This window comes from Nocardia sp. NPDC052566 (assembly GCF_044547285.1).
In the GTDB taxonomy this organism is placed as follows: domain Bacteria; phylum Actinomycetota; class Actinomycetes; order Mycobacteriales; family Mycobacteriaceae; genus Nocardia.
The window spans coordinates 1,314,098-1,334,765 of record NZ_JBIUAF010000001.1 but is presented as its reverse complement, the minus strand read 5'-3'; the positions used below and the strand labels follow the sequence as shown (position 1 = coordinate 1,334,765).

17 protein-coding genes are annotated in these 20,668 nt (G+C 70.0%); 8 read left to right on the top strand and 9 right to left on the bottom strand.

What is annotated here, in order from left to right:
- Nucleotides 1–55: 55 nt before the first annotated feature.
- Nucleotides 56–2,968, bottom strand: a complete 2,913-nt coding sequence (locus ACIG5A_RS05310) for a heavy metal translocating P-type ATPase (protein WP_397237942.1) — start codon at nt 2,966–2,968, stop codon at nt 56–58.
- A gap of 266 nt (nt 2,969–3,234) precedes the next feature.
- Here ACIG5A_RS05310 and fadD11 point away from each other — a divergent pair, with 266 nt between their 5' ends.
- From fadD11 to ACIG5A_RS05295, 3 genes are all read left to right on the top strand, one after another.
- The gene (fadD11, locus tag ACIG5A_RS05305; protein WP_397237940.1) at nt 3,235–5,055 is read left to right on the top strand and encodes a fatty acid--CoA ligase FadD11; all 1,821 of its coding nucleotides are present in this window, start codon (nt 3,235–3,237) and stop codon (nt 5,053–5,055) included.
- Nucleotides 5,056–5,204: 149 nt separating this feature from the next.
- Nucleotides 5,205–6,257 (top strand): multicopper oxidase domain-containing protein, encoded by a 1,053-nt coding sequence (locus ACIG5A_RS05300; RefSeq protein WP_397237938.1) that lies wholly within the window; start codon nt 5,205–5,207, stop codon nt 6,255–6,257.
- On the top strand, nt 6,254–7,543 hold the full coding sequence (locus ACIG5A_RS05295; protein WP_397237936.1) for a ZIP family metal transporter: 1,290 nt from the start codon (nt 6,254–6,256) through the stop codon (nt 7,541–7,543). The genes ACIG5A_RS05300 and ACIG5A_RS05295 overlap by 4 nt, the downstream gene beginning before the upstream one ends.
- Nucleotides 7,544–7,769: 226 nt before the next feature.
- Here the strand turns inward: ACIG5A_RS05295 and ACIG5A_RS05290 are convergent, their stop codons facing one another.
- The 3 genes from ACIG5A_RS05290 to mshC form a co-directional block, all read right to left on the bottom strand.
- Complete coding sequence (locus tag ACIG5A_RS05290; protein ID WP_397237933.1) at nt 7,770–8,729, bottom strand: GlxA family transcriptional regulator; 960 nt, start codon at nt 8,727–8,729, stop codon at nt 7,770–7,772.
- A gap of 280 nt (nt 8,730–9,009) precedes the next feature.
- Entirely contained in the window at nt 9,010–10,104 is a 1,095-nt protein-coding gene (locus tag ACIG5A_RS05285) for an MBL fold metallo-hydrolase (protein ID WP_397237931.1), read from the bottom strand.
- A 191-nt stretch (nt 10,105–10,295) separates the two neighbouring features.
- Complete coding sequence (gene mshC, locus ACIG5A_RS05280) at nt 10,296–11,534, bottom strand: cysteine--1-D-myo-inosityl 2-amino-2-deoxy-alpha-D-glucopyranoside ligase (RefSeq protein WP_397237929.1); 1,239 nt, start codon at nt 11,532–11,534, stop codon at nt 10,296–10,298.
- A gap of 222 nt (nt 11,535–11,756) precedes the next feature.
- Here mshC and ACIG5A_RS05275 point away from each other — a divergent pair, with 222 nt between their 5' ends.
- Nucleotides 11,757–12,623, top strand: a complete 867-nt coding sequence (locus ACIG5A_RS05275; protein WP_397237927.1) for an LLM class flavin-dependent oxidoreductase — start codon at nt 11,757–11,759, stop codon at nt 12,621–12,623.
- A 31-nt stretch (nt 12,624–12,654) separates the two neighbouring features.
- Here ACIG5A_RS05275 and ACIG5A_RS05270 read toward each other — a convergent pair whose 3' ends face one another.
- From ACIG5A_RS05270 to ACIG5A_RS05250, 5 genes are all read right to left on the bottom strand, one after another.
- The gene (locus ACIG5A_RS05270; protein ID WP_397237925.1) at nt 12,655–13,071 is read right to left on the bottom strand and encodes a hypothetical protein; all 417 of its coding nucleotides are present in this window, start codon (nt 13,069–13,071) and stop codon (nt 12,655–12,657) included.
- Nucleotides 13,072–13,099: 28 nt separating this feature from the next.
- Nucleotides 13,100–13,900, bottom strand: a complete 801-nt coding sequence (locus ACIG5A_RS05265) for an SCO1664 family protein (RefSeq protein WP_397238822.1) — start codon at nt 13,898–13,900, stop codon at nt 13,100–13,102.
- 64 nt (nt 13,901–13,964) lie between these two features.
- Nucleotides 13,965–14,549 carry a DUF3090 domain-containing protein gene (locus tag ACIG5A_RS05260; RefSeq protein ID WP_397237923.1) on the bottom strand — a complete coding sequence of 195 codons (585 nt, stop codon included), beginning with the start codon at nt 14,547–14,549 and terminating at the stop codon, nt 13,965–13,967.
- 69 nt (nt 14,550–14,618) lie between these two features.
- A complete protein-coding gene (locus ACIG5A_RS05255; protein ID WP_397237921.1) occupies nt 14,619–15,389 on the bottom strand; it encodes a histidine phosphatase family protein in 771 nt (256 codons plus the stop codon).
- A gap of 16 nt (nt 15,390–15,405) precedes the next feature.
- On the bottom strand, nt 15,406–16,353 hold the full coding sequence (locus tag ACIG5A_RS05250) for an undecaprenyl-diphosphate phosphatase (protein ID WP_397237919.1): 948 nt from the start codon (nt 16,351–16,353) through the stop codon (nt 15,406–15,408).
- 223 nt (nt 16,354–16,576) lie between these two features.
- On the opposite strand from ACIG5A_RS05250, the gene ACIG5A_RS05245 reads away from it, so the two are divergent.
- The 4 genes from ACIG5A_RS05245 to ACIG5A_RS05230 all read left to right on the top strand — a co-directional run bounded on the left by ACIG5A_RS05245 (nt 16,577) and on the right by ACIG5A_RS05230 (nt 20,633).
- The gene (locus ACIG5A_RS05245; RefSeq protein WP_397237917.1) at nt 16,577–17,539 is read left to right on the top strand and encodes an aldo/keto reductase; all 963 of its coding nucleotides are present in this window, start codon (nt 16,577–16,579) and stop codon (nt 17,537–17,539) included.
- A gap of 78 nt (nt 17,540–17,617) precedes the next feature.
- The gene (locus ACIG5A_RS05240; protein ID WP_397237915.1) at nt 17,618–18,673 is read left to right on the top strand and encodes a hemin ABC transporter substrate-binding protein; all 1,056 of its coding nucleotides are present in this window, start codon (nt 17,618–17,620) and stop codon (nt 18,671–18,673) included.
- A complete protein-coding gene (locus ACIG5A_RS05235; RefSeq protein WP_397237913.1) occupies nt 18,670–19,803 on the top strand; it encodes a FecCD family ABC transporter permease in 1,134 nt (377 codons plus the stop codon). Before ACIG5A_RS05240 ends, ACIG5A_RS05235 begins: the two co-directional genes overlap by 4 nt.
- Nucleotides 19,758–20,633 carry a heme ABC transporter ATP-binding protein gene (locus ACIG5A_RS05230; RefSeq protein WP_397238820.1) on the top strand — a complete coding sequence of 292 codons (876 nt, stop codon included), beginning with the start codon at nt 19,758–19,760 and terminating at the stop codon, nt 20,631–20,633. The genes ACIG5A_RS05235 and ACIG5A_RS05230 overlap by 46 nt, the downstream gene beginning before the upstream one ends.
- Nucleotides 20,634–20,668 lie beyond the last annotated feature (35 nt).

Genomic DNA, 20,668 nt, shown 5'->3' with positions numbered 1-20,668 from the left:
TGGCCCGCGCGGGCCGCTCTGGCGGGAGAAGCCGCCGGGCGATGGCGGCCGAGGTCTACTGGACGAAGTGGGCGCCCGGGTGGTCGGCGGCGCGGCGTTCGCGATCGCGTTGCGCCGGTGGGGTTTTCGGGGTCGCGCCGGGGAGGCGGAGGCGTTTGAGCGACAGGGCGTTGAGGGCGACGATGACGCTGGAGCCCGACATCGACATGGCCGCGATCTCGGGGCGCAGGGTGAAACCGAAGGCGGGAACGAACACGCCCGCGGCGATCGGCAGGGCGATGGTGTTGTAACCCACGGCCCAGGCGAGGTTCTGGCGCATCTTGCGCAGGGTGCCGCGGCCGATGCGCAGGGCGGTCGGGACATCGAGCGGGTCGGAGCGCATGAGCACCAGGTCGGCGGTTTCGATGGCGACGTCGGTACCCGCGCCGATCGCGATCCCCAGATCCGCCCGCGCCAGCGCGGGCGCGTCGTTCACGCCGTCGCCGACCATCGCGACCTTGCGGCCCCTGTCTTGCAGCTCGGCGATTTTCGCGGCCTTGTCGCCGGGCAGCACCTCGGCGATCACCGTATCGATCCCGAGATCGGCGGCGATCCGCTCCGCCGTGGCCCGGTTGTCGCCGGTGAGCATGACGACCTCGACGCCGAGCGCGTGCAGCTCGGCCACCGCCGCCTTCGAGGTGTCGCGCGGCGCGTCCGCCAAAGCGATGACGGCGGCGGCCTTTCCGTCGATCGCGGCCAGCACCGCGGTGTGCCCGGTCCCGGCGAGGCGGTCGCGCTCCGCCGCGAGCGCACCGAGGTCGATCCCTTCCCGCTCGAACAGCCGCCGATTGCCGACCACCACCCGGCGCCCGTCCACCTCCGCGATCGCCCCGTGCCCGGGCACATTCTCGAACTTGCGCGCGACCGGAATCCCACGCCGATCAGCCGCTGCCGCATCGTCGGCAGCAATCTTCGTTGCCTGAGCGTCATTCGACGCGCCTGATGCGGCCGCTGCTCCGTGCCCGCCGGACTCGTGCGCCGCATCCGCGCCGATTCGCTCGGCGTGGCGGACGATCGCGGCGGCGAGCGGGTGTTCGGATTCGCGTTCGACGGCGGCGACGAGGCGCAGCGCGGTGTCGGACGAGAAGCCTTGGGCGGTAACGACATCGGTGACTTCGGGGGCGCCCTTGGTGAGGGTGCCGGTCTTGTCCATGACGACGGTCTGGATGCGGGCCGAGGATTCCAGGGCGAGCGCGTTCTTGAACAGCACACCGCGTTTCGCGCCGAGTCCGGTGCCGACCATGATCGCGGTCGGGGTGGCAAGGCCGAGCGCGTCGGGGCAGGTGATCACCACGACGGTGATCGCGAACAGCATCGCCTCGGCGAACGACGCCCCCGCAAGCAGCCACACCGCGAGGGTGAGCGCGCCGCCGATGAGCGCGACGAGCACCAGCCAGAACGCGGCACGGTCGGCGAGTCGCTGGCCCGGCGCCTTCGAATTCTGGGCCTGCTGAACGAGTTCCACGATCTGCGCGAGCGCGGTGTCGGCGCCGACCTTGGTGGCGCGCACCCGCAGCGTGCCGTTGGTGTTGAGCGAGGCGCCGATCACCGAGGAGCCAGGCGCCTTGTGCACCGGCAGGCTCTCGCCGGTCACCATCGACTCGTCGGCCTCGCTGTCACCGTCCTCGACCACGCCGTCGGCGGCGATCTTCGCGCCCGGCCGCACCAGCAGCAGATCGCCGACCACCACCTCGGCGGTGGGGATCTCGACGGGTGCGCCGTCGCGGATCACCTCGGCCTTCGGTGGCGCGAGATCGAGCAGGGTGCGGATGGCGTCGTTGGCGCCGCCGCGGGCGCGCATCTCGAACCAGTGCCCGAGCAGCACGAAAGTGGCCAGCATGGTGGACGCCTCGTAGAACACCTCACCGCCGCCGGTCAGCGTGATCGCCAGCGAATACAGCCAGCCCGCGCCGATACCGACCGCGACGAGCACCATCATGTCCAGCGTGCGGGCGCGCAATGCCTGCACCGCGCCGGTGAAGAAGATCGCCGACGAGTAGAAGATCACCGGCAGGCTCAGCACCAGCGCCCAAATATCTTGCCGCAGACCGAACGGCACCGGCAGATGAATCCCGAACATGTCCGTGGCCATCGGCGACCACAGCATCACGGCCACCGAGAACACCAGCGCCACCAGGAACCGATTCCGCATATCGGCGGCCATATCCGCCATGGACATCCCCGCATGCCCACCGTGCCCGTGATGCGACCCGGCACTCATCTCGTGACCGGCGCCGCCATGCCCCCGCGCGGCCTCCGCCATAACCGCATGATCGTGCTCCACCGGGTGCCCGGCAGCACTGTCCGAGTCCGCCTCGCCCGACATGGGGGCGTCGGCGAAGGCCGTTGGGTGCGTGCCTCTTTGGTGATCGTGCGGTACGCCGTGATCGTGATCCACGGCGGCGGTCGCGCCACTCGTGCGGTCGTGCGGCGCGGCGGCGTCGGTCCGCGCCGCCGCCCGGCCGGCAGCATGCGACGTATCCAGCTGCGGCGCCGCATGTTCGGTGTCCGTGCCGGGGTCGTGCGCTGCACGATCGGTGGTATCCCCGGAGCTCGCGCCCTCATGGGTAGGCCGCGCCGCATCCTCGGCCGTTGTCGACGACGGGCTCGGGTGGGGTTCATGCGGGACGGTCGGCGGTGTTGCCGGTGCAGCGGGGTCCAGGAGCGGGTCGCAGAGGTGGGTGGGGACCGAGCGGCCTGCGCAGTGGTAGCCGCAGTCGATGACCCAGTCGCGGAGTTGGGTGACCGAGGTGCGGGCGGGATCGAAGACGACGGTGGCGGTCTGCGCGACCGGGTTCGCCGAGACATCGAGGACGCCGGGGCGGCGGCGCAGCACGGCGGTGATCACGTTCTGCTGGCTGGCGCGCAGCATGCCGCTGACGTCGAGCACGGCGGTGCGGGTGTGCGCAGGGGTGCCGTGTTCGTTCATCTGCCCAACTCCTCGACGGTGCTCGCGGTGCCGACCCGGTCGGTCAACGAACTTATACCCCCTATGGGTACTAAGCAAGCAATGCGGGCTGACCAGTGATTCGTGCCGATTCTCGCCGGACGAACCGAGCCGTCCATAGCGGTCTGCGCAGCACCGGAAACGGCCCAACGCACCGGATCGGCGACAAATCACGCCAAACGTCCACTCGCGCGCCATGACGCCCCCTACCGTCGGTGCAAAGCCAGGCGACATGAATGAGATATGCGATGACCGAACCGAACACCACCTGTGCCGCCTTCCAACGGGTCGCGGCGATCGATCCGGACGCGGTCGCCGTCCGCTCGATCGGCGGGGCGCAGTCACTCACCTGGCGTGCCTACGCCGGACAAGCCCGCGAGGTCGCCGCCGGACTGGCGGCGCTCGGCATCGGCCGCGGCGACACCGTCGCGCTGATGATGGCCAACCGGGTCGAGTTCTATCCGCTGGAGGTGGGCATCCAGCACACCGGCGCCACCTCGTTCTCGGTGTACAACACCCTCGCGCCCGAACAGCTGCACTACGTCTTCGACAATGCGGGCAACCGGGTGGTGATCTGCGAGGCGCAATACGTCGAGCGGATCAGGTCCTGCGGCATACCGATCGAGTTCATCGTCTGCGTCGACGGCAACCCGCCGGACACCCTCGGTGTGCCCGAGCTGAAAGCCATGGCACGCGCCGACTTCGACTTCGACGCCACCTGGCGGGCGGTACGCCCCGACGACGTGCTCACCCTCTGCTACACCTCGGGCACCACCGGCAATCCGAAGGGTGTCGAACTCACCCACGCCAACCTGCTCTTCGACGCCCATGCGATGGCCACCGTGCTGCCGGTCGAGTTCGGCGACCGGCAGATCTCCTACCTGCCCACGGCCCATATGGCCGACCGGTTCACCGCGCTCTACCTGCAGGAGGTGTTCGGCACCCAGATCACCGTGGTGCCCGATCGCGCCCAGTTGCCCGCCGCGCTGCTCGACGCGCGCCCCACCATCTGGGGCGCGGTGCCGCGCGTCTGGGAAAAGTTCAAGGCCGCACTCGAATTCGCGATCGCCAACGAACCCGACGAAACAACCCGCGCCGGTCTGGATTGGGCGATGGGGGTGGCGAAACGCAAGGCCGACGCGCAACTGCGCGATGAACCGATCGATGCCGGGCTCGCAGCGGAGTGGGCGCGCGCCGATGAACTGGTGTTGAGCAAGTTGCGCGCGAAACTCGGTCTGGAACAGGTGAAGTGGGCCATGTCGGGCGCCGCGCCGATCCCGCCGCAGACGCTCGGGTTCTTCTTCGGTCTCGGCATCCCGATCTGCGAACTGTGGGGCATGTCGGAGATCACCTGCGTCGGCAGCGTCGCCTCGCCCGCGCAGTCACGCCTCGGCGCGGTCGGAAAGCTGTTGCCCGGCTTCGAATCCCGCATCGCCGAGGACGGGGAATTCCTGGTGCGCAGCGGCTCGGTGATGCGCGGCTACCGCAAGGAACCGCAGAAGACCGCCGAGGCGCTCGACGCGGACGGCTGGCTGTACACCGGCGACATCCTCACCCAGGACGCCGACGGCTACCTGCGGGTGGTCGACCGCAAGAAGGAACTCATCATCAACTCCGCGGGAAAGAACATGTCCCCGGCCAATATCGAGAACGCGATCAAGGCCGCGACACCGCTCATCGGCACCATCGCCGCGATCGGCGACAACCGCCCGTACACCACCGCCCTGATCGTCATCGACGCCGAATCCGCCGGACCCTATGCGGCACAACACGGTTTGACCGACGCCACCCCCGCGGCGCTGGCCGCCGATCCGGTGGTGATCGCCGAGATCGCCCGCGGTGTCGCGGCGGGCAACAGCGCGCTGTCGCGGATCGAGCAGGTCAAACGATTCACCGTGCTGCCAACCTTCTGGGAGCCCGGCGGTGACGAGATCACCCTCACCATGAAGCTGCGCCGCAAGCCGATCGCGGGCAAATACGCGGTGGAGATCGAACGCCTCTACGCCACCGAACCTGTCGACGCCGTCCACGAGCCCGCCGCGGGCGCCGACGCGCCGGTCGTCGGCTGACATCAAAGATCATCAGGAACTCAGGTAAGTCCATCGCGAGAGCAGACTTACGTGAGTTCCTGATGGTTACAACAACTAACGTTCATTGTTTTCGCATTCCCAGAGTAATAAGTTAGGGAATCCGAAACCAGCGCGGAACGAGGTGTGCGGTGGGCGATCCAGCGACGGGGGCCACGCGACGGGGGTTTCTGGCCGGGGGCGCGCTACTCGGGATCGGCGGGGCCGCGGTGGCCGCGCGCAGCGTGTCGAGTGCCGCGCCGACCCAGCTCGACGGGCATCGTGACGGCCATGCCGCCGCCGCGCACGGCGGCGGGGTGACCGGGCCGACCTTCCGCAAAGGCAAGGTGGTCGATCACCGCGCCAACGGGTTTCACCCCACCGAGATACTGCGCGACTTCGACTACGGCACCGTCGGCAGCGCGGGCGGGCGCACCGTGCGCAGCTGGGAGGTGGTCGCCACCGACCGGGAGATCGAGGTGGCGCCCGGAGTCCGTTTTCCCGCATGGCTTTTCAACGGGCGGGTGCCCGGTCCGACCTTGCGCTGCACCGAGGGTGAGCTGCTGCGGATCAGTTTCACCAACGGCTCCCGGCATCCGCACACCATGCACTTCCACGGCATCCATCCCGCCGAGATGGACGGCATGCCCGGCATCGGCGCGGGACTCATCCAGCCCGGCCAGACCACCGTCTACGAATTCGACGCCAGCCCGTTCGGGCTGCATCTGTACCACTGCCACGTCGGGCCGCTCGCCGAGCACATCGCGCGCGGCATGTACGGCACCTTCATCGTCGACCCGCCCCAACCCCGGCCGCCCGCCGACGAACTGGTGATGGTCCAGCACGGCTACAACACCACCTTCGACGCCGAAGGCAATCAGCTCTACGCGGTCAACGGCATCCCGTTCCACTACATGCACGAGCCGATCCGCGTGAAACGCGGTGCGCTGGTTCGCATCTACCTCGTCAATGTGCTCGAGTACGACCCGGTCAACAGCTTTCACATCCACGGCAACTTCTTCGACTACTACCCCACCGGAACCCGCACGCAGCCCGCCGATTACACCGACACCATCGTGCAGGGCCAAGGGCAGCGCGGCATCTGCGAACTCCGCTTCCCCCATCCGGGCCGATACATGTTCCACGCCCACAAATCCGAATTCGCCGAACTCGGCTGGATGGGATTCTTCGAGGTGATCGCATGAGCGGCGATGGCGGGCATGGGCATGACACCCCGCCCGCCGACGACTCGGCGACCGCGGACGCCGCCGATACCCAGCGGTCGAGCGGTTCGCCGCCGTTGCTCCCGGCGTGGACACCGATGCTCGCGGTCATCCTGTTGCTCGGCGCGACACTGGCCGCGCTCGCGGTGCTGGGTGGTCGATCGCTGCCGGAGCGGCTCGGGCCACCCGTGGAAGAGCTTGCGGTGGAGCATGTTCGGATGGCACCGGGCACCATCGAGCTCACCGTGCGCAACGCAGGCCCCGATCCGGTGCAGGTGGCGCAGGTGTTCGTCAACGACGCGTTCGTCGACCTGCGGGGCGGCGAGGAGCCGATCGCGCCGCGGCGCAGTGTTGTCCTGGCACTGGACTATCCGTGGCAGAGCGGGCAGCCGTATCTGATCTCCATGCTGACCTCCAGCGGACTCGTGATCGAGCACGACATCCCCGCGGCGGTCGAAACACCCACCGGTGGGCGGGATCTCGTCGGCGTGATGGCGCTGCTCGGCACCTACGTCGGCATCATTCCCGTGGTGCTCGGCATGCTGCTGCTGCCGATGCTGCGCCGAGTCGGCGCGCGCGGCATGCGCTTCCTGCTCGCGGTAACCGTCGGCCTGCTCGTATTCCTCGCCGTGGACGCCGGTTTCGAGGGATTCGAGCTCGGCGACCGCACCGGCGGGGCCTTCGGCGGCGTCTCACTGCTCGCCCTCGGCGCCATCCTCGCCTTCCTCGCCCTGACCGTCATCGACCGCTACCTCGCCCACCGCCGAGCCGCCGCGGGGCCCGGCGAATCGGCGCAACGCGGCCTGCGGCTCTCGCTGATGATCGCCATCGGCATCGGGCTGCACAACCTCGGCGAAGGCCTCGCCATCGGATCCGCTTACGCGCTGGGCGAACTCGCACTCGGCGCCGGGCTCGTCATCGGCTTCGCACTGCACAACACCACCGAGGGCTTGGCCATCGTCAGCCCGCTGATCGCCCAGACCCGCCCCTCGTTCACTCGATTGGCCTGTCTCGGCCTGCTGGCCGGTGGACCCGCCATCGTCGGCGCCGTCGTCGGCGCGGGCATCAACAACGCCGAATTGTCCATCCTGCTACTGGGTCTCGGCATCGGCGCCATCCTCCAGGTGATCGTCCAGATCGCCCCCGCCTTGCGCGGCACCGCCCGTCCGGACCAAGGCACCATCGCGTCGATGGACATCCCCGCCCTCACCGGCATCGCGGTCGGCGTCGCCGCCATGTACCTCACGGGCCTCTTCGTCCTCGCCTGACGAGCCCCGGCACAGGCTCGATGAACACTGCGCCCTGCCACCCGTCGCGGTCGGTGTCGCGGCACCGAGCACCACCGGCCACATCCCTACTCGCCGACGACACCTGGCAGCACCCGCCGGGATTCGCGTCGCACGGCCGAGATCACCCAGCCGACTCGGGGTCCCGGCAGGAGCGGTAGACGGTTGCGGTCGACGCACCGGTCCGTAGCGGCAGATCCGGGCGCGGTCAGGAGGTCGTGACGCGGAAGGTGTTGCGGTAGGCGGTCGGCGTGGTGCCGGTGGCACGGGTGAATTGGTAGCGCAGGGTTTCGGGGGCGGCGAAACCGGTTCGGGCGCCGACCTGTTCGACCGAAAGGTCGGTGGTCTCCAGGAGTTGTTTGGCGCGGTCGACGCGGGCGTGCAGCAGCCAGCGCAGCGGTGCGGTGCCGACCTGATCGTGGAAACGGCGGTTCAGGGTGCGGACGCTGACGCCGGTGTGCTCGGCGATCTCGCGCAGGCTCAGCGGGCGGTGCAGGTTCACGGCCAGCCAGTCGAGCGTCGGGGCCAGCGAGCTCTCCCGGTCCGGCATGACCTGCGGAATGAACTGAGCCTGGCCGCCCGCGCGGTGCAACGGCACGATGGTGCGGCGCGCGGCGTCGGCCGCCACCGCCGCGCCGAAGTCGCGACCGACCAGGTGCAGGCACATGTCCAGGCCCGCGGCGACGCCCGCGGCCGTCAGCACCGATCCCTCGTCGATGAACAGCGCCGCCGGGTCGACGGTGATCGCCGGAAAGCGTTGCGCCAGTTCGCTCGCGTGCGCCCAGTGGGTGGTCGCGCGACGGCCGTCGAGCAGTCCGGCGGCGGCGAGCACGAAGGCGCCCGCGCAGATCGAGGCGATGGTCGCGCCGCGTGCGGCGGCCGTGCGCAACGCGTCGAGCACCGCGGGCGGCGGTGTGGCGGTGCGCAGTTCGGCGTAGGCGGGCACGACGACGATATCGGCGGCGGCCACCGTCCGCAGCGGATGCGGTACGACGATGTCGCATGCGCCGAACTCGCCGTCGGTGCGCACCCGCGGGCGCGGCCCGCAGATCCTGATCTCGTACAACGGCTCGTCGTCGGCGGTCCGCGCCGCGCCGAAGACCTGGCCCGGGATCATCAGCTCGAAGCCGAGGACACCGTCGAGTGCGATCACCGCGACCATGGGCATGGCCACATCTTACCGAACCATGGCAATCAGGCCACTGGCAGGCGGGTGCGTCCCAGCGCACGATCGATGCACAACCGACCTATCCCTGGCGGGCAACCGTGCCCCGACTTCGGATCGAGCCGAATGCGGGATTCAGCCCGGGCGCGATGGACACCGGATCGCCAACGGTGTCACGCCGGCGAAGATCAGCGGCGTCATCAGGTGCGCGACCGCGCTCATCGCATGGCGGAACGAGGACGGCGCCGCGGTTCCCGGCAATTGTGTTGCGGGCGGGCAGAATTCAGAGGGCAAAGGTGAGGTGGTGCGGGGCGATGTAGTCGGTGGGGTCGTGCAGTGAGCGGAGTTCGGGGCGGCGGGCGGCGGGGATGCGGGCGAGTTCGTCGCGCAGCGGCGGGTCGTAGGTGGCGGCGCTCGCGGTGATGCCGGGTAGCCAGTTGTCGTGGTGGCTGGGGACGAACACGGTGGGGGCGACGGCTTCGATGTAGCGGCGGGGATCGCGCAGGCCGTTGGTGAACTGGTTGAAACCCTGGACCGCGCCGAGGTGCAGGTCGGTGTGCGGTAGCCCGCCGAGGATGTCGAACACCTGCGGCGCCTTCTCGGTGAGCGGGCCCGCGGAATCGTGCCACAGCAGCGCGAAACCGGGGACGCGGAACTGGTAGAGCACCGAGCCGCCCTCCGGATCGTTCAGCCGCGGCACGTTCTGCAGCAGCCCGGCCAGCGACGGCGGGTACTGCACGAGCGGGCACAGCTCCGGCATCGGGAAGAACGGGCCCGACCCGCCCGGGCGTTCCGGCGCGGTGGGCCCCGAGTGCACGTGCCGGATCGCGGTCACCTCGACCGCGCCGACGGTGAAGTCGTGCCGCTCACCCGGCTGGGTGCCCGCGTCACCGAGCGCGACCGTCCGGAAACCCGGATCAGCAACCTGGGCAAGGATATTCGTGCCGTGCTCGGCCGTACCGTAGACGACCGCACCGCTGGCCTGCGCGATCCGGCCCGCGTCACCGGCGTGGTCGAAATGCCCGTGCCCGATGAAGAGGGCCTCGGGCGCCAGATCCGCGAGATCCTGCGGTGTCGCCGGAACGTATCCGGTGCTGGTCAGCCGCGGCACCCACGCGTCGAGCAGGAATACCGACCCGCCCATGGCCAGCGCGTACGTGGTGCACCCCACCCACGACAGCACCACCCGATCCGCCCGTACCGCACCGGTTTCCGCATCGACGGCCTCCTGGCCGAAGAACCGCTGCCGCGCCGCGACGGTCCGCGGCGCGGCGACCTCGGCCGCCGCCTCCAACCGTCCGGCCGCGAGCAGCGTCACCGCGCCGAGCGCCCCCAGCACCGACCGCCGCCCGACCAACCGCCCATGGATCTTGCACACGCATGCACCACACCACGGAATCACACCCCCGGCAAGGAAACCGCCCGATTCTGTCACCGTGCACCCGACGCACGGCACGCATTGGTGCACCGCAACGGCGGCGACCGGGCGGGCCTGCGCGGACACTTTTCGCGCGGTGGTGGCAATTTCTGCCACGAGGAGGCGAATTGTGTCCGCGCAGGCCCGTTCGGCTAGAGCTCGATACCCAGGAGCGCGTCGACCGCCGTGCGGATCGCCGCGGGGGCGTCGCTGTCCGCACCGCCGTAGTCGACCGCGGTGCGTGCCCAGTTGTCCACCGCGTCAAGGGCTTTCGGAGTGTCCAGATCGTCGGCCAGGTGCTGGCGGAGCCGGGCGATGGTGTCGGTGGCGTCGGGACCCGAGGCGAGGTTCGTGGCGCGCCGCCACAGGTCCAGCCGGCCCTTGGCGGTTTCCAATACCGCGTCGGTCCACATGCGGTCCTGGCGGTAGTGGCCGGCGAGCAGGCCGAGGCGGATGGCGCCGGGGTCGACGCCCGCCTGCCGCAGTTTGGAGACCAGCACCAGGTTGCCCCTGGATTTGGACATCTTCTCGCCGTCGAGGCCGATGAGGCCCGCGTGCACGTAGTGGCGGGCGAAGCGGCGGCCGGGCAGCAGCGCCTCGGCGTGCGCGGCGGAGTATTCGTGGTGCGGGTAGATGAGATCGCTGCCGCCGCCCTGGATGTCGAACTCCGAGCCGATGCGGTTGAGCGCGATCGCCGCACACTCGATATGCCAGCCCGGACGGCCCGCGCCGAACGGTGCGGGCCAGGACGGCTCGCCCGGGCGGGCGGCGCGCCACAGCAGTGCGTCGATGGTGTCGCGCTTGCCGGGCCGGTCCGGGTCGCCGCCGCGTTCGGCGAAGAAGCGTTCCATGGTGGCGCGGTCGTACCCGGATTCGTAGCCGAACTGCTCGGTGGCGTCGGCGCGGAAGTACACGTCCGGATACTCGGCGTCGTCGACGACATAGGCCGCACCCGAGGCAAGCAGCTTCTCCACGATCTCGACGACCTCGTCGACCGATTCGATGGCACCGATGTATTCGCGCGGCGGCACGATGCGCAGCGCGGTCATATCCTCGCGGAACAGGTTGATCTCGCGGGTGCCGAGCTCACGCCAGTCGATGCCGTCGCGGTCGGCACGCTCGAACAGCGGATCGTCCACGTCGGTCACGTTCTGCACGTAGTGCACATCGTGCCCCGCGTCGCGCCACAACCGGTTGACCAGATCGAAGGTCAGGTAGGTCGCGGCGTGCCCGAGGTGGGTGGCGTCGTAGGGGGTGATCCCGCAGACGTACATGGTGGCGGTGGGCCCCGGGGTCACCGGGCGCACCTGACGGTCGGCGGTGTCATACAACCGCAACGGCGGCCCTGCTCCGGCGACGGTTGGTAGGGCGATTTCGGACCAGGACTGCATGATTCGAGGGTAAAGGTGTGGTCGAGATCATTGCGCCCCGCCCCATGTGGCACGATGCCCCCTGCACCCCCTGGCCGGGTGCCGACCTGGGCATATGGACCGATGATGGGATGTCAACGGTTTCGCGCACACGGAATCGAACGATCCGCGGCCACCACCGCGGATCGCCGCGGCCCGGAAAATGCTCTGACAGCGCGGCCCGCACGGCGATACGTTGGCACCGTGACTGTTCTCGGCGCGGTGTCGCTACCCCAGATCCCACCCGAACAACTCGCCGCGGTCGCCGCGGCGGCCGACGGCAGCGGGCTCGACGAGCTCTGGCTGTGGGAGGACTGCTTCTGGGGCGGTGGCGTGGCATCGGCGGCGACCGTGCTCGCGCGCACCGAGCGGGTCCGGGTCGGCATCGGCGTGTTCCCGGTGCCGCTGCGCGCGGTGGCATTGACCGCGATGGAAATCGCGGTGCTTGCCCGGCTCCATCCCGGGCGGGTACTCCCCGGTTTCGGGCACGGCGCGCAGGACTGGATGGCACAGGCGGGCGTGCGGGTCGATTCGCCGATGACGTTGCTGCGCGAGCAATTCGGCGCGCTGCGTGCGCTGCTCGACGGCGAGAAGGTCACCGCGCACGGCCGCTACGTCGACCTGGACGAGGTCGCGCTGGTCTTTCCACCCACCACCCCGCTGCCGCTCATCTCGGCCGCGACCGGACCCAAGACGCTGCGCCTGTCCGGCGAACTCGCCGACGGCACCATCCTCGTCTCCCGCACGCCACTCGACGGCATCCGCGACGCACGCGCGCTCATCGACGAGGGACGCGCGAAAGCCGGTCGCACAGACCAGCATCGGCTGATCTCCTACCTGCGCGCCGCCACCGGCCCGGACGCCGCCGAACGCCTCGCCGCGTCCCAGGCGCGCGACGCCTTCGCCACACCCGTCGGTGTCGCGGGCAGTGCCGAGGAGATCGCCGACGCGGTGCGCGTCCGCGCGGCCGCGGGCGCCGATACCGTCGTCCTGGAGCCCACCGACGACGACCCCGATCTCGTCGGATTCGTCCGCTTCGTCGGCGAGCAGGTCCGCCCGCTCATCTCCTGAAAGGCGAACCCCGTAGCCGTCGCCCGGCCGGTCAGCCCGGCTGCCTGCCGGGCGCGCGGGTGGGATCGGCGACGGTGTTCGGTTCGAGCACGAAGGTGCCGTCCTGCGCCGGGATGTCCGGATCGGTCGCCGAGTACGCCAGCTGCGTGAATTCCCCACGTGCGGAGTCGAATTCGAGTTCGTGATAGGCGACCGTGTCACCCCAGTCCGGTGAGGGCAGCGAGATGAAACGGAGGGTGTAGCGCGCGGCGCCGATCGCACCGTCGGTCACCACGTAGACGCCGTAGTGGTCCTCACCGTCGGAGGTGATCCAGTAGGTGCCGTTGTCGTACAGGTACAGATCGGTGTCCAGGAACGGCTTCTCGGCGTAGAAGTGCACGTAGTGCAGCGCGAACTTATCCGTCGGTGCACCGAATCCCACACGCACGCTCGGTGTTTCGCCTGTCATCGGTATCCTCCGTACGTACGGCCCCAGCTCAGAATGCGGGCCATGGAATCGGGCGGGCGGTGCGCGGGACCGGCATGACCGGGTGGTCGAGCAGTTCCTGGGTGCGTTCGGCGAGCGCATCGATCTCGGCGTCGGTGATGTGCCGGGCGAGGGTGTCCGCGATCGGGCCTGGCAGTGCCTTGGCGAAGGCGGTGACATCGGCCATCAGCCCGTCGCAGATCGGCTGACCCGCCCAGCCCCACAGCACCGTGCGTAGTTTGTGCTCGGTGTGCAGACAGATGCCGTGGTCGACGCCGTACACCTGACCGTCGACGCCCTCCAGCGCGTGCCCGCCTTTGCGGTCGGCATTGTTGAGCAGCACATCCAGCACCGCCATCCGCTGCAGCCGCGGATCGTCGGCATGGATCAGCGACACCTCGTTACCCGACGGATCGAGCGCGCGCAGCACCTCGCGGAAGCCGTCGGGCACCGCGCCGGGCGGGCACAGGTCGACCAGATCGAGCCGGTCGCCCTGGTCGGTGTGGTTGTCCACCGCCTCGACCCAGCGCTGCACCATGCCGGGCCCGTACGGCCCGTCGCGCAGGATGGTCTCCGGGATCACGCCCCAGCCGAGCGCGTCGGAGACCAGATAGGAGGCCACCTCGCGGCCCGCGAGGGTGCCGTCCGGGAAGTCCCACAGCGGCCGTTCGCCGCGCACCGGTTTGTACACCACCCGCAGCGGCGTCTCCGCCGCACCGTCGACGTCGCACACCAGGGTCACATTGCTCGCGGTGCTGATCCGCCCGATGACGGTCAGTTCACCGCCGTGGAACCCGTCCTGCCCACCGATGCCGTCCTGCGCGCCACGTCCGCCGCTGCCCGTGTCACTTCGCTCCTGCCCGGTGGCCAACCCATCACTCCTCTAGTTCGGCAGAGCCGAAGATGTCACCGCGTTTGTAGCCGTTGGTGCGCACACACATGTGCCCGCGCGCCGACAGCGGTTCCCCGCACAGCGGGCACGGCGGGCGCCCCGCGGCGATCACCCGCGCCGAGCGCAACGCGAACTCCCGCGCCTGCACCGGTGTCAGGAACACCCGCACCGCGTCCGGCCCCTCCTCGGTGTCGTCGAGCACCACGGACTCGTCGACCTCGGTCTCGGTGATCGCCAGCAGCTCGACCACCACCGCGCCCGCGTCCGCGTCCCAGCCCAACCCCATTGTGCCGACCCGGAATTCGGCGTCGATCGGGGTCACCAGCGGCGCGCTGTCGCTGATGTCGTCGGCGGGCGGCGGCACATGCGCGCTGAACCGCCGCGCGACCTCGTCCAGCAGCAGACCCATCCGGTCGGCGAGCACCTTCACCTGCTGCTTCTCCAGCAGCACGCTCACCACCCTCGGCTCCTGCACGGCCTGTAAGTAGAAGGATCGATCGCCCGGCTCACCGACGGTCCCGGCGACGAAACGATCGGGGGTGCGAAATACATGGATTGCTCGTGCCATCTGCACCTCCTGATACGTGACCCTGATCGACTACCCGCGGCGCCCGGGTTCTACGACGCCACTACTTCATTACAAGGATTCGGAACGCTCCGCATTCCCATTATCCGCACCCGCGGCCGGTCCGAGTTCCCCACCGGGAACGGGCCCCGAGGTATCGGCCTCGGCGGGCGACGGGCGGGCACGGGAATCGGCGTCGGCGCGTTGCGGTTTGCTTGCGGCGAGGCCGGAAAGATCACCGCCGGTATCGTTCACGCGCAGCACATACGGGGCGGTCGGGGTGTAGCGGATGACGCTCAGCGAGGCCGGTTCCACCACGATGCGCTGGAATCCGTCGAGGTGGATGCCGAGTGCGTCCGCGACAACGGATTTGATCACGTCGCCGTGTGTGCACGCCACCCACAGCACATCGCCGTCGTGTTGCTCGGCGAGCCTGCGATCGATCTCGCGGACCGCGGCGACGGCGCGAGTCTGCACCTGCGCCAAGCCTTCCCCGCCCGGGAACACCGCGCCGGAGGCGTGCCGCTGTACCACCTTCCACAGCGGCTCGTTCAGCAGCTCCGCGATCGGGCGCCCGGTCCACTGGCCGTAGTCGACCTCGATCAATCGGTCGTCGTATTCCGGTTCGATGCCGAGTTTTTCCGCGAGCGGTGCCACGGTGCGCTGACAGCGAAGTAGCGGCGAGTGCACGATGTGCTCGATCGGCAGCCCCGCGAGCCGGTCGGCGACGCCGAAGGCTTGGTCCGCGCCGCGCTCCGTCAGGTCGACACCGGCGCTGCGCCCGGCGAGGGTGCGGGCGGTGTTCGAGGTGGACACACCGTGCCGCAGCAGGATCACCGTCATTACGTAAGCCTAGCGATCATGTCGGGGTTACCACCCCGCCGGCGAGCAGACCCATCACGGTCAACCCGAGGATGATGCGATAGCCGACGAACCAGTCGAGTGAATGCTGTGCCACGAATCGCAGCAGCCAGGCGATGGAGGCGAAGCCGACGGCGAACGCGACGATCGTCGCGACGATCAGCTGCGGTCCGCTCGCGTTGAGCCCCTCACCGGCGGGCGCGAACGCGTCGGGCAGGCTGAACAGGCCGGACGCGGTCACCGCCGGGATCGCGAGCAGGAACGAGAAACGCACGGCCGCTTCGCGTCGCAGCCCGAGGAACAGGCCCGCCGAAGAGGTGGCGCCGGAGCGGGATACGCCGGGAATCAGCGCGAGGCACTGCGCGAAACCCATGACCAGGCCGTCGCGCGTGGTCAGCTGCTCGATCGGGCGCTGTTTGCGGCCGAGGTATTCGGCCGTCGCGATCACCAGCGCGAACACGATCAACATCATCGACACCAGCCACAGGTTGCGCGCCCCGGTGCGGATCTGGTCCTTGAACAGGAAGCCCAGCACGCCGATCGGGATGGTGGCGATGATCACATACCAGCCCATCCGGTAGTCGAGTTCGCGCTGGGCCTCCGCGTCGAGGTGGTCCTGATACGAGCCGCCCGCGGCCATCACCGGCAGCTTGGTGGTGACCTGATCGGTGATCGGGACGGTCTGGCGCGACCGGTTGGTCAGCCGCTGCCACAGCGTGGAGAACCAGGCGACGAGGATGCGCCAGATGTCCTTGGCGAAGTAGACGAGCACCGCGGCCTCGGTGCCGAGCTGGGTGACCGCGGTGAACGACGCGCCCGCGTCGTCGCCGAAGAACACCGCCGACACGATGCGCAGGTGCGCCGAGGACGAGATCGGCAGGAACTCGGTGAGCCCCTGCACCAGACCGAGTACCAGCGCCTGCACCCAGGTCATCGATTCGCCCACACACCCTCCTCTGTCCGCACGCCCGAAATCTCCGTTCCGACCGGGCAATTGACTCGAGGCGGGCACATCGATCGATGCACTCGCCGCAATCCCGCAGCGACAGTACAGTGTCGGGCGCGCACTCGACAGCCGTACCCGGCCGCTGCGCCGCGCCGCGCCGTGGGCGCCGCCACACGGTGCGGCCAATTACGCTTGGCGCCGTGACGATTGCGCGGACACGGTGATGGAACAGCGGACGGTCGGCCGCAGCGGCCTACGGGTGTCCCGTATGGGATTGGCGACCCACACGTGGGGCGCGCAGACCGATCCCGACGAGGCGGCCGTGCAGCTCGTCGCCTTCGCCGAGGCGGGCGGCACCCTGGTCGAGACCTCCCCCGCCTACGCGGGCGGCGCCGCCCAGCGGATACTGGCCGACCTGCTCGGTGATCTGGTGCCGCGCGACGAACTGGTGCTCAGCGGTTCGGCGGGCGTCGTACCGGTGATCGATACCGATCCGCTGACCGCACCGCAACCCGCGCGCCCGACCATCGACACCTCGCGCCGCACGCTGCTGCACCAGCTCGACCGCACCCTGCTCGAGCTCGGCACCGATTACCTCGACATCTGGAATGTCGCGTCCTGGGATGCCCGCACCCCGCTCGACGAGGTCGCCGCCACCCTCGAGCACGCGGTGCGCTCCGGCAAGGTCCGCTACGCGGGCGTGCGCGGATTCAACGCATGGCAGCTGGCGAGCCTGGCCGCGATCGCGCCGATCACCGCGGCCCAGACCCCGTATTCGCTACTGGCGCGCGGCGCCGAGGCCGAATTCGTGCCCGCCGCACAGCACCACGGCATCGGCGTGATCGCCTCGACCTCGCTGGCAGGCGGCATCCTGACCGGCAAGTACCGCGACGGCGTCCCCGCGGATTCGCGCGGCGCCGACGAGGCCACCGCCGCCGAGATCCGCCATCGGCTCGACGACCGTGCGACCCGGGTGGTCGAGGCGCTCGTCACCGCCGCCGACGGGCTCGCCACCTCGCCGCTGGCGGTGGCGCTGGCCTGGATCCGCGACCGGCCCGGCATCGCGAGCATGATCGTCGGCGCGCGCGATATCGGCCAGCTCACCGGGGTGATGGCCGCCGAGACCCTGGAACTGCCGCGGGCCATCGCGGCCGCATTGGATGACGTCAGCGCACGCGCGGAGTGACGGAGATTAGTCCGAGGTTCGGCCGGTCGCTATCGTTCGACCGGTGGCAACTTTCGTTCGGGAAGGCGTGGTGTCGGTATGACTTCGGTGCGGAACGGGCGGCGAGGCGGAATACGGTCCGGCGGCGCGCGTGGCCTGTTCGCGCTGCTGGCGCTGATCCTGCTCGTCGCGGCGACCGCGTGCAGCACCGGTAGCGGCGCGGCGAACGACGACCAGCGCGGGCATTCGACCGCGAAGCTCACCGACCTCGACCCGGTGCCGATCGGCCCCGAGCCGACGCCGACGCTGCCCGCGACCGTGCGGTCCTTCGACGGCACCGACGTCACCGTCACCGATGCCGGTCGCATCGTCGCCGTCGACCGGTACGGCACCCTCGCGCAGATCGTGTACGCGCTCGGGCTCGGGCCGAAGTTGGTCGGCCGCAGCACCGCCGCCGCCTTTCCCGCCGTCAAGGATGTGCCGAACGTCGCGGCGGGCAACGGCACCCTGAGCGTGGAAGGCCTGCTCTCGCACCGGCCTTCGGTCTTCCTCACCGATACCACCACCGCGACACCGCAGATCCGCGACCAGCTACGCGCGACCGGCGTGACCACCGTCTACTTCGACCCGCAGCGCACCATGGACAACGTCGGCCCGCAGATCGAGGCGGTCGCCAACGCGCTGGGCGTCCCCGAGCGCGGAAAAGCCTTGGCGCAGCGCACCCGTGACGAGATCGCCGCCGCGCAGGCCGCCATGCCCGGACACGAGCCGCCGCTGTCGATCGCATTCCTCTACCTGCGCAGCACCGCGATCACCATGATCGCCGGACCCGGTTCCGGCGCGGACGCGCTGATCGCCGCGCTCGGCGCCAAAGACGCGGGCACCGCGGCCGGTTTGCAGGAACCCTTCACCACCATCACCAGCGAAGGCATGATCAGCGCCGCCCCCGACGTGCTGCTCGTCATGACCGATGGGCTCCAATCCATCGGCGGACCGGACGGTTTGGCCAAAGTGCCCGGCATTGCGCAAACTCCCGCCGGCCGCAACAAACGCGTCGTCGACATGGCCGACTCGGTGCTGCTGAGCTTCGGCCCCAACACCGGCCGGGTGATCGCGGCCCTGGGCCAGGCCGTGTACGGCGCCAAGCCCGCATGAGCGATCCCGAATCCGTTACGGCACGGACCGGCTCGTCGTCGCCCGCGGACCGGGCAGCCGAACCTGTCGATCCTGGGCCGCTGCTGGCCTCGCGCGGCCGTTCGCGTATCGCGCTCGTGTTCGCGGTGGCGGTTGTCGCGCTGGTCGTGCTCGCGCTCGCGTCCGCGGCGATCGGGCAGGTGCCGACCACGCCCGCCGAGGTGGCGGGCAGCGTGCTGCATCGGATCGGGCTGGATTGGGGGCCGATGCCCGCGCATCCGGCCGGTGAGGTGACGCTGTGGGAGGTGCGCTTCCCTCGGGTGGTGCTGGCCATGCTGGTCGGCGCGGCGCTCGCGACAGCGGGTGCATTGTTGCAGGGTGTGTTCGCGAATCCGCTTGCCGAGCCCGGTGTTATCGGTGTGTCGGCCGGTGCGGCGGTCGGTGCGGGCACGGTGATCGTGGTCGGTGGCGCGTTCGTCGCGACCTGGTCGGTGGCGGCCGCGGCGTTCGCGGCGGGCTTGGTCACGACCGCGCTGGTGTATCTGCTCGCCCGCGCCAACGGGCGCACCGAGGTGGTGACGCTGGTGCTCACCGGTGTCGCCATCAACGCGTTCGCCGGTGGCCTGATCGCGTTCCTGTTGTTCATCGCCTCCCCCGCCGCCCGCGACCAGATCGTGTTCTGGCAGTTGGGCAGTCTGAACGGCGCGAGCTGGAACGCCGTCGGGGTGGTGGCCGTGCTGGCCGCGGTCGGCATCGCCGCCGCGGTGCTGATCGCGCCGCGGCTCGACCTGCTCGCGCTCGGCGAATCCGCCGCCCGCCATCTCGGCGTCGACGTGGAACGCTTGCGCCGCACCGTGATCCTGGTCGTCGCCGTGCTCACCGCCGCCGGTGTCGCGTTCACCGGCATCATCCTGTTCGTCGGCCTGATCGTGCCGCACCTGGTGCGCATGCTCATCGGCCCGGCGCATCGCACGCTGATCCCGTTGAGCGCCATCATCGGCGCGGTGGTGCTGCTTGTCGCCGACGTGTGCGCCCGTTCGCTGGTGCACAACGCCGATCTGCCCCTCGGCATGCTCACCTCGCTGATCGGCGGCCCGTTCTTCTTCTGGCTGCTGCGCCGCACCCGCGCCCGCGCGGGAGGCTGGGCGTGAAGCGGCTCGGCGCGGTCTTCGCGCGCACCCACGATGTGCCCGCCACACCGGCGCGCGGCACCGTCACCATGCGCACCCGCGGGCTGAGCGTCGAGCGCGGCACCCGCCGCGTGCTCACCGATATCGACTTCGATGTCGTCGCAGGCGAAGTCGTCGCACTGGTCGGGCCGAACGGCGCGGGCAAGTCGACGCTGCTCGCGGCGCTGGCCGGTGAGCTCACCCCGAGCGCGGGCGTCGTCGAACTCGAGGGACAGGCCCTCACGCACTGGTCTCACCTGGACATGGCCCGCCGCCGCGCGGTCCTGCCGCAGAGCCACGCCGTCGGATTCCCGTTCACCGCACGAGAAGTCGTCGCCATGGGCCGCGCCCCCTGGCTACGCACCGAACTGCGCGAACACGACGACGAGCACATCGCCGCCGCACTGGCCGCCGCCGACGTGGCACATCTTGCCGCACGGTCCTTCCCGACCCTGTCCGGCGGCGAACGCGCCCGCGTCGCCCTCGCCCGCGTCCTGGCCCAGCACACCGGCACCCTGCTGCTCGACGAACCCACCGCCGCACTCGATCTGGGCCACCAGGAGGCGGTCCTCACCCTCGCCGCCGCCCGCGCCACCGCGGGCGCCGCCGTCGTGGTCGTCCTGCACGACCTCGGCCTCGCCGCCGCCTACGCCGACCGCATCGCCGTCCTCGAATCCGGCCACATCGCCGCCGACGGCCCGCCCCGCAAAATCCTCACCACCGAACTGCTCACCCGCGTCTACCAACACCCCGTGGAAGTCCTCGACCACCCCGCCACCGGCGCCCAACTCGTCCTGCCCATCCGCCGCTGACCACCGCGGGCGCCGACGTCGGACTGCGCGTCAGG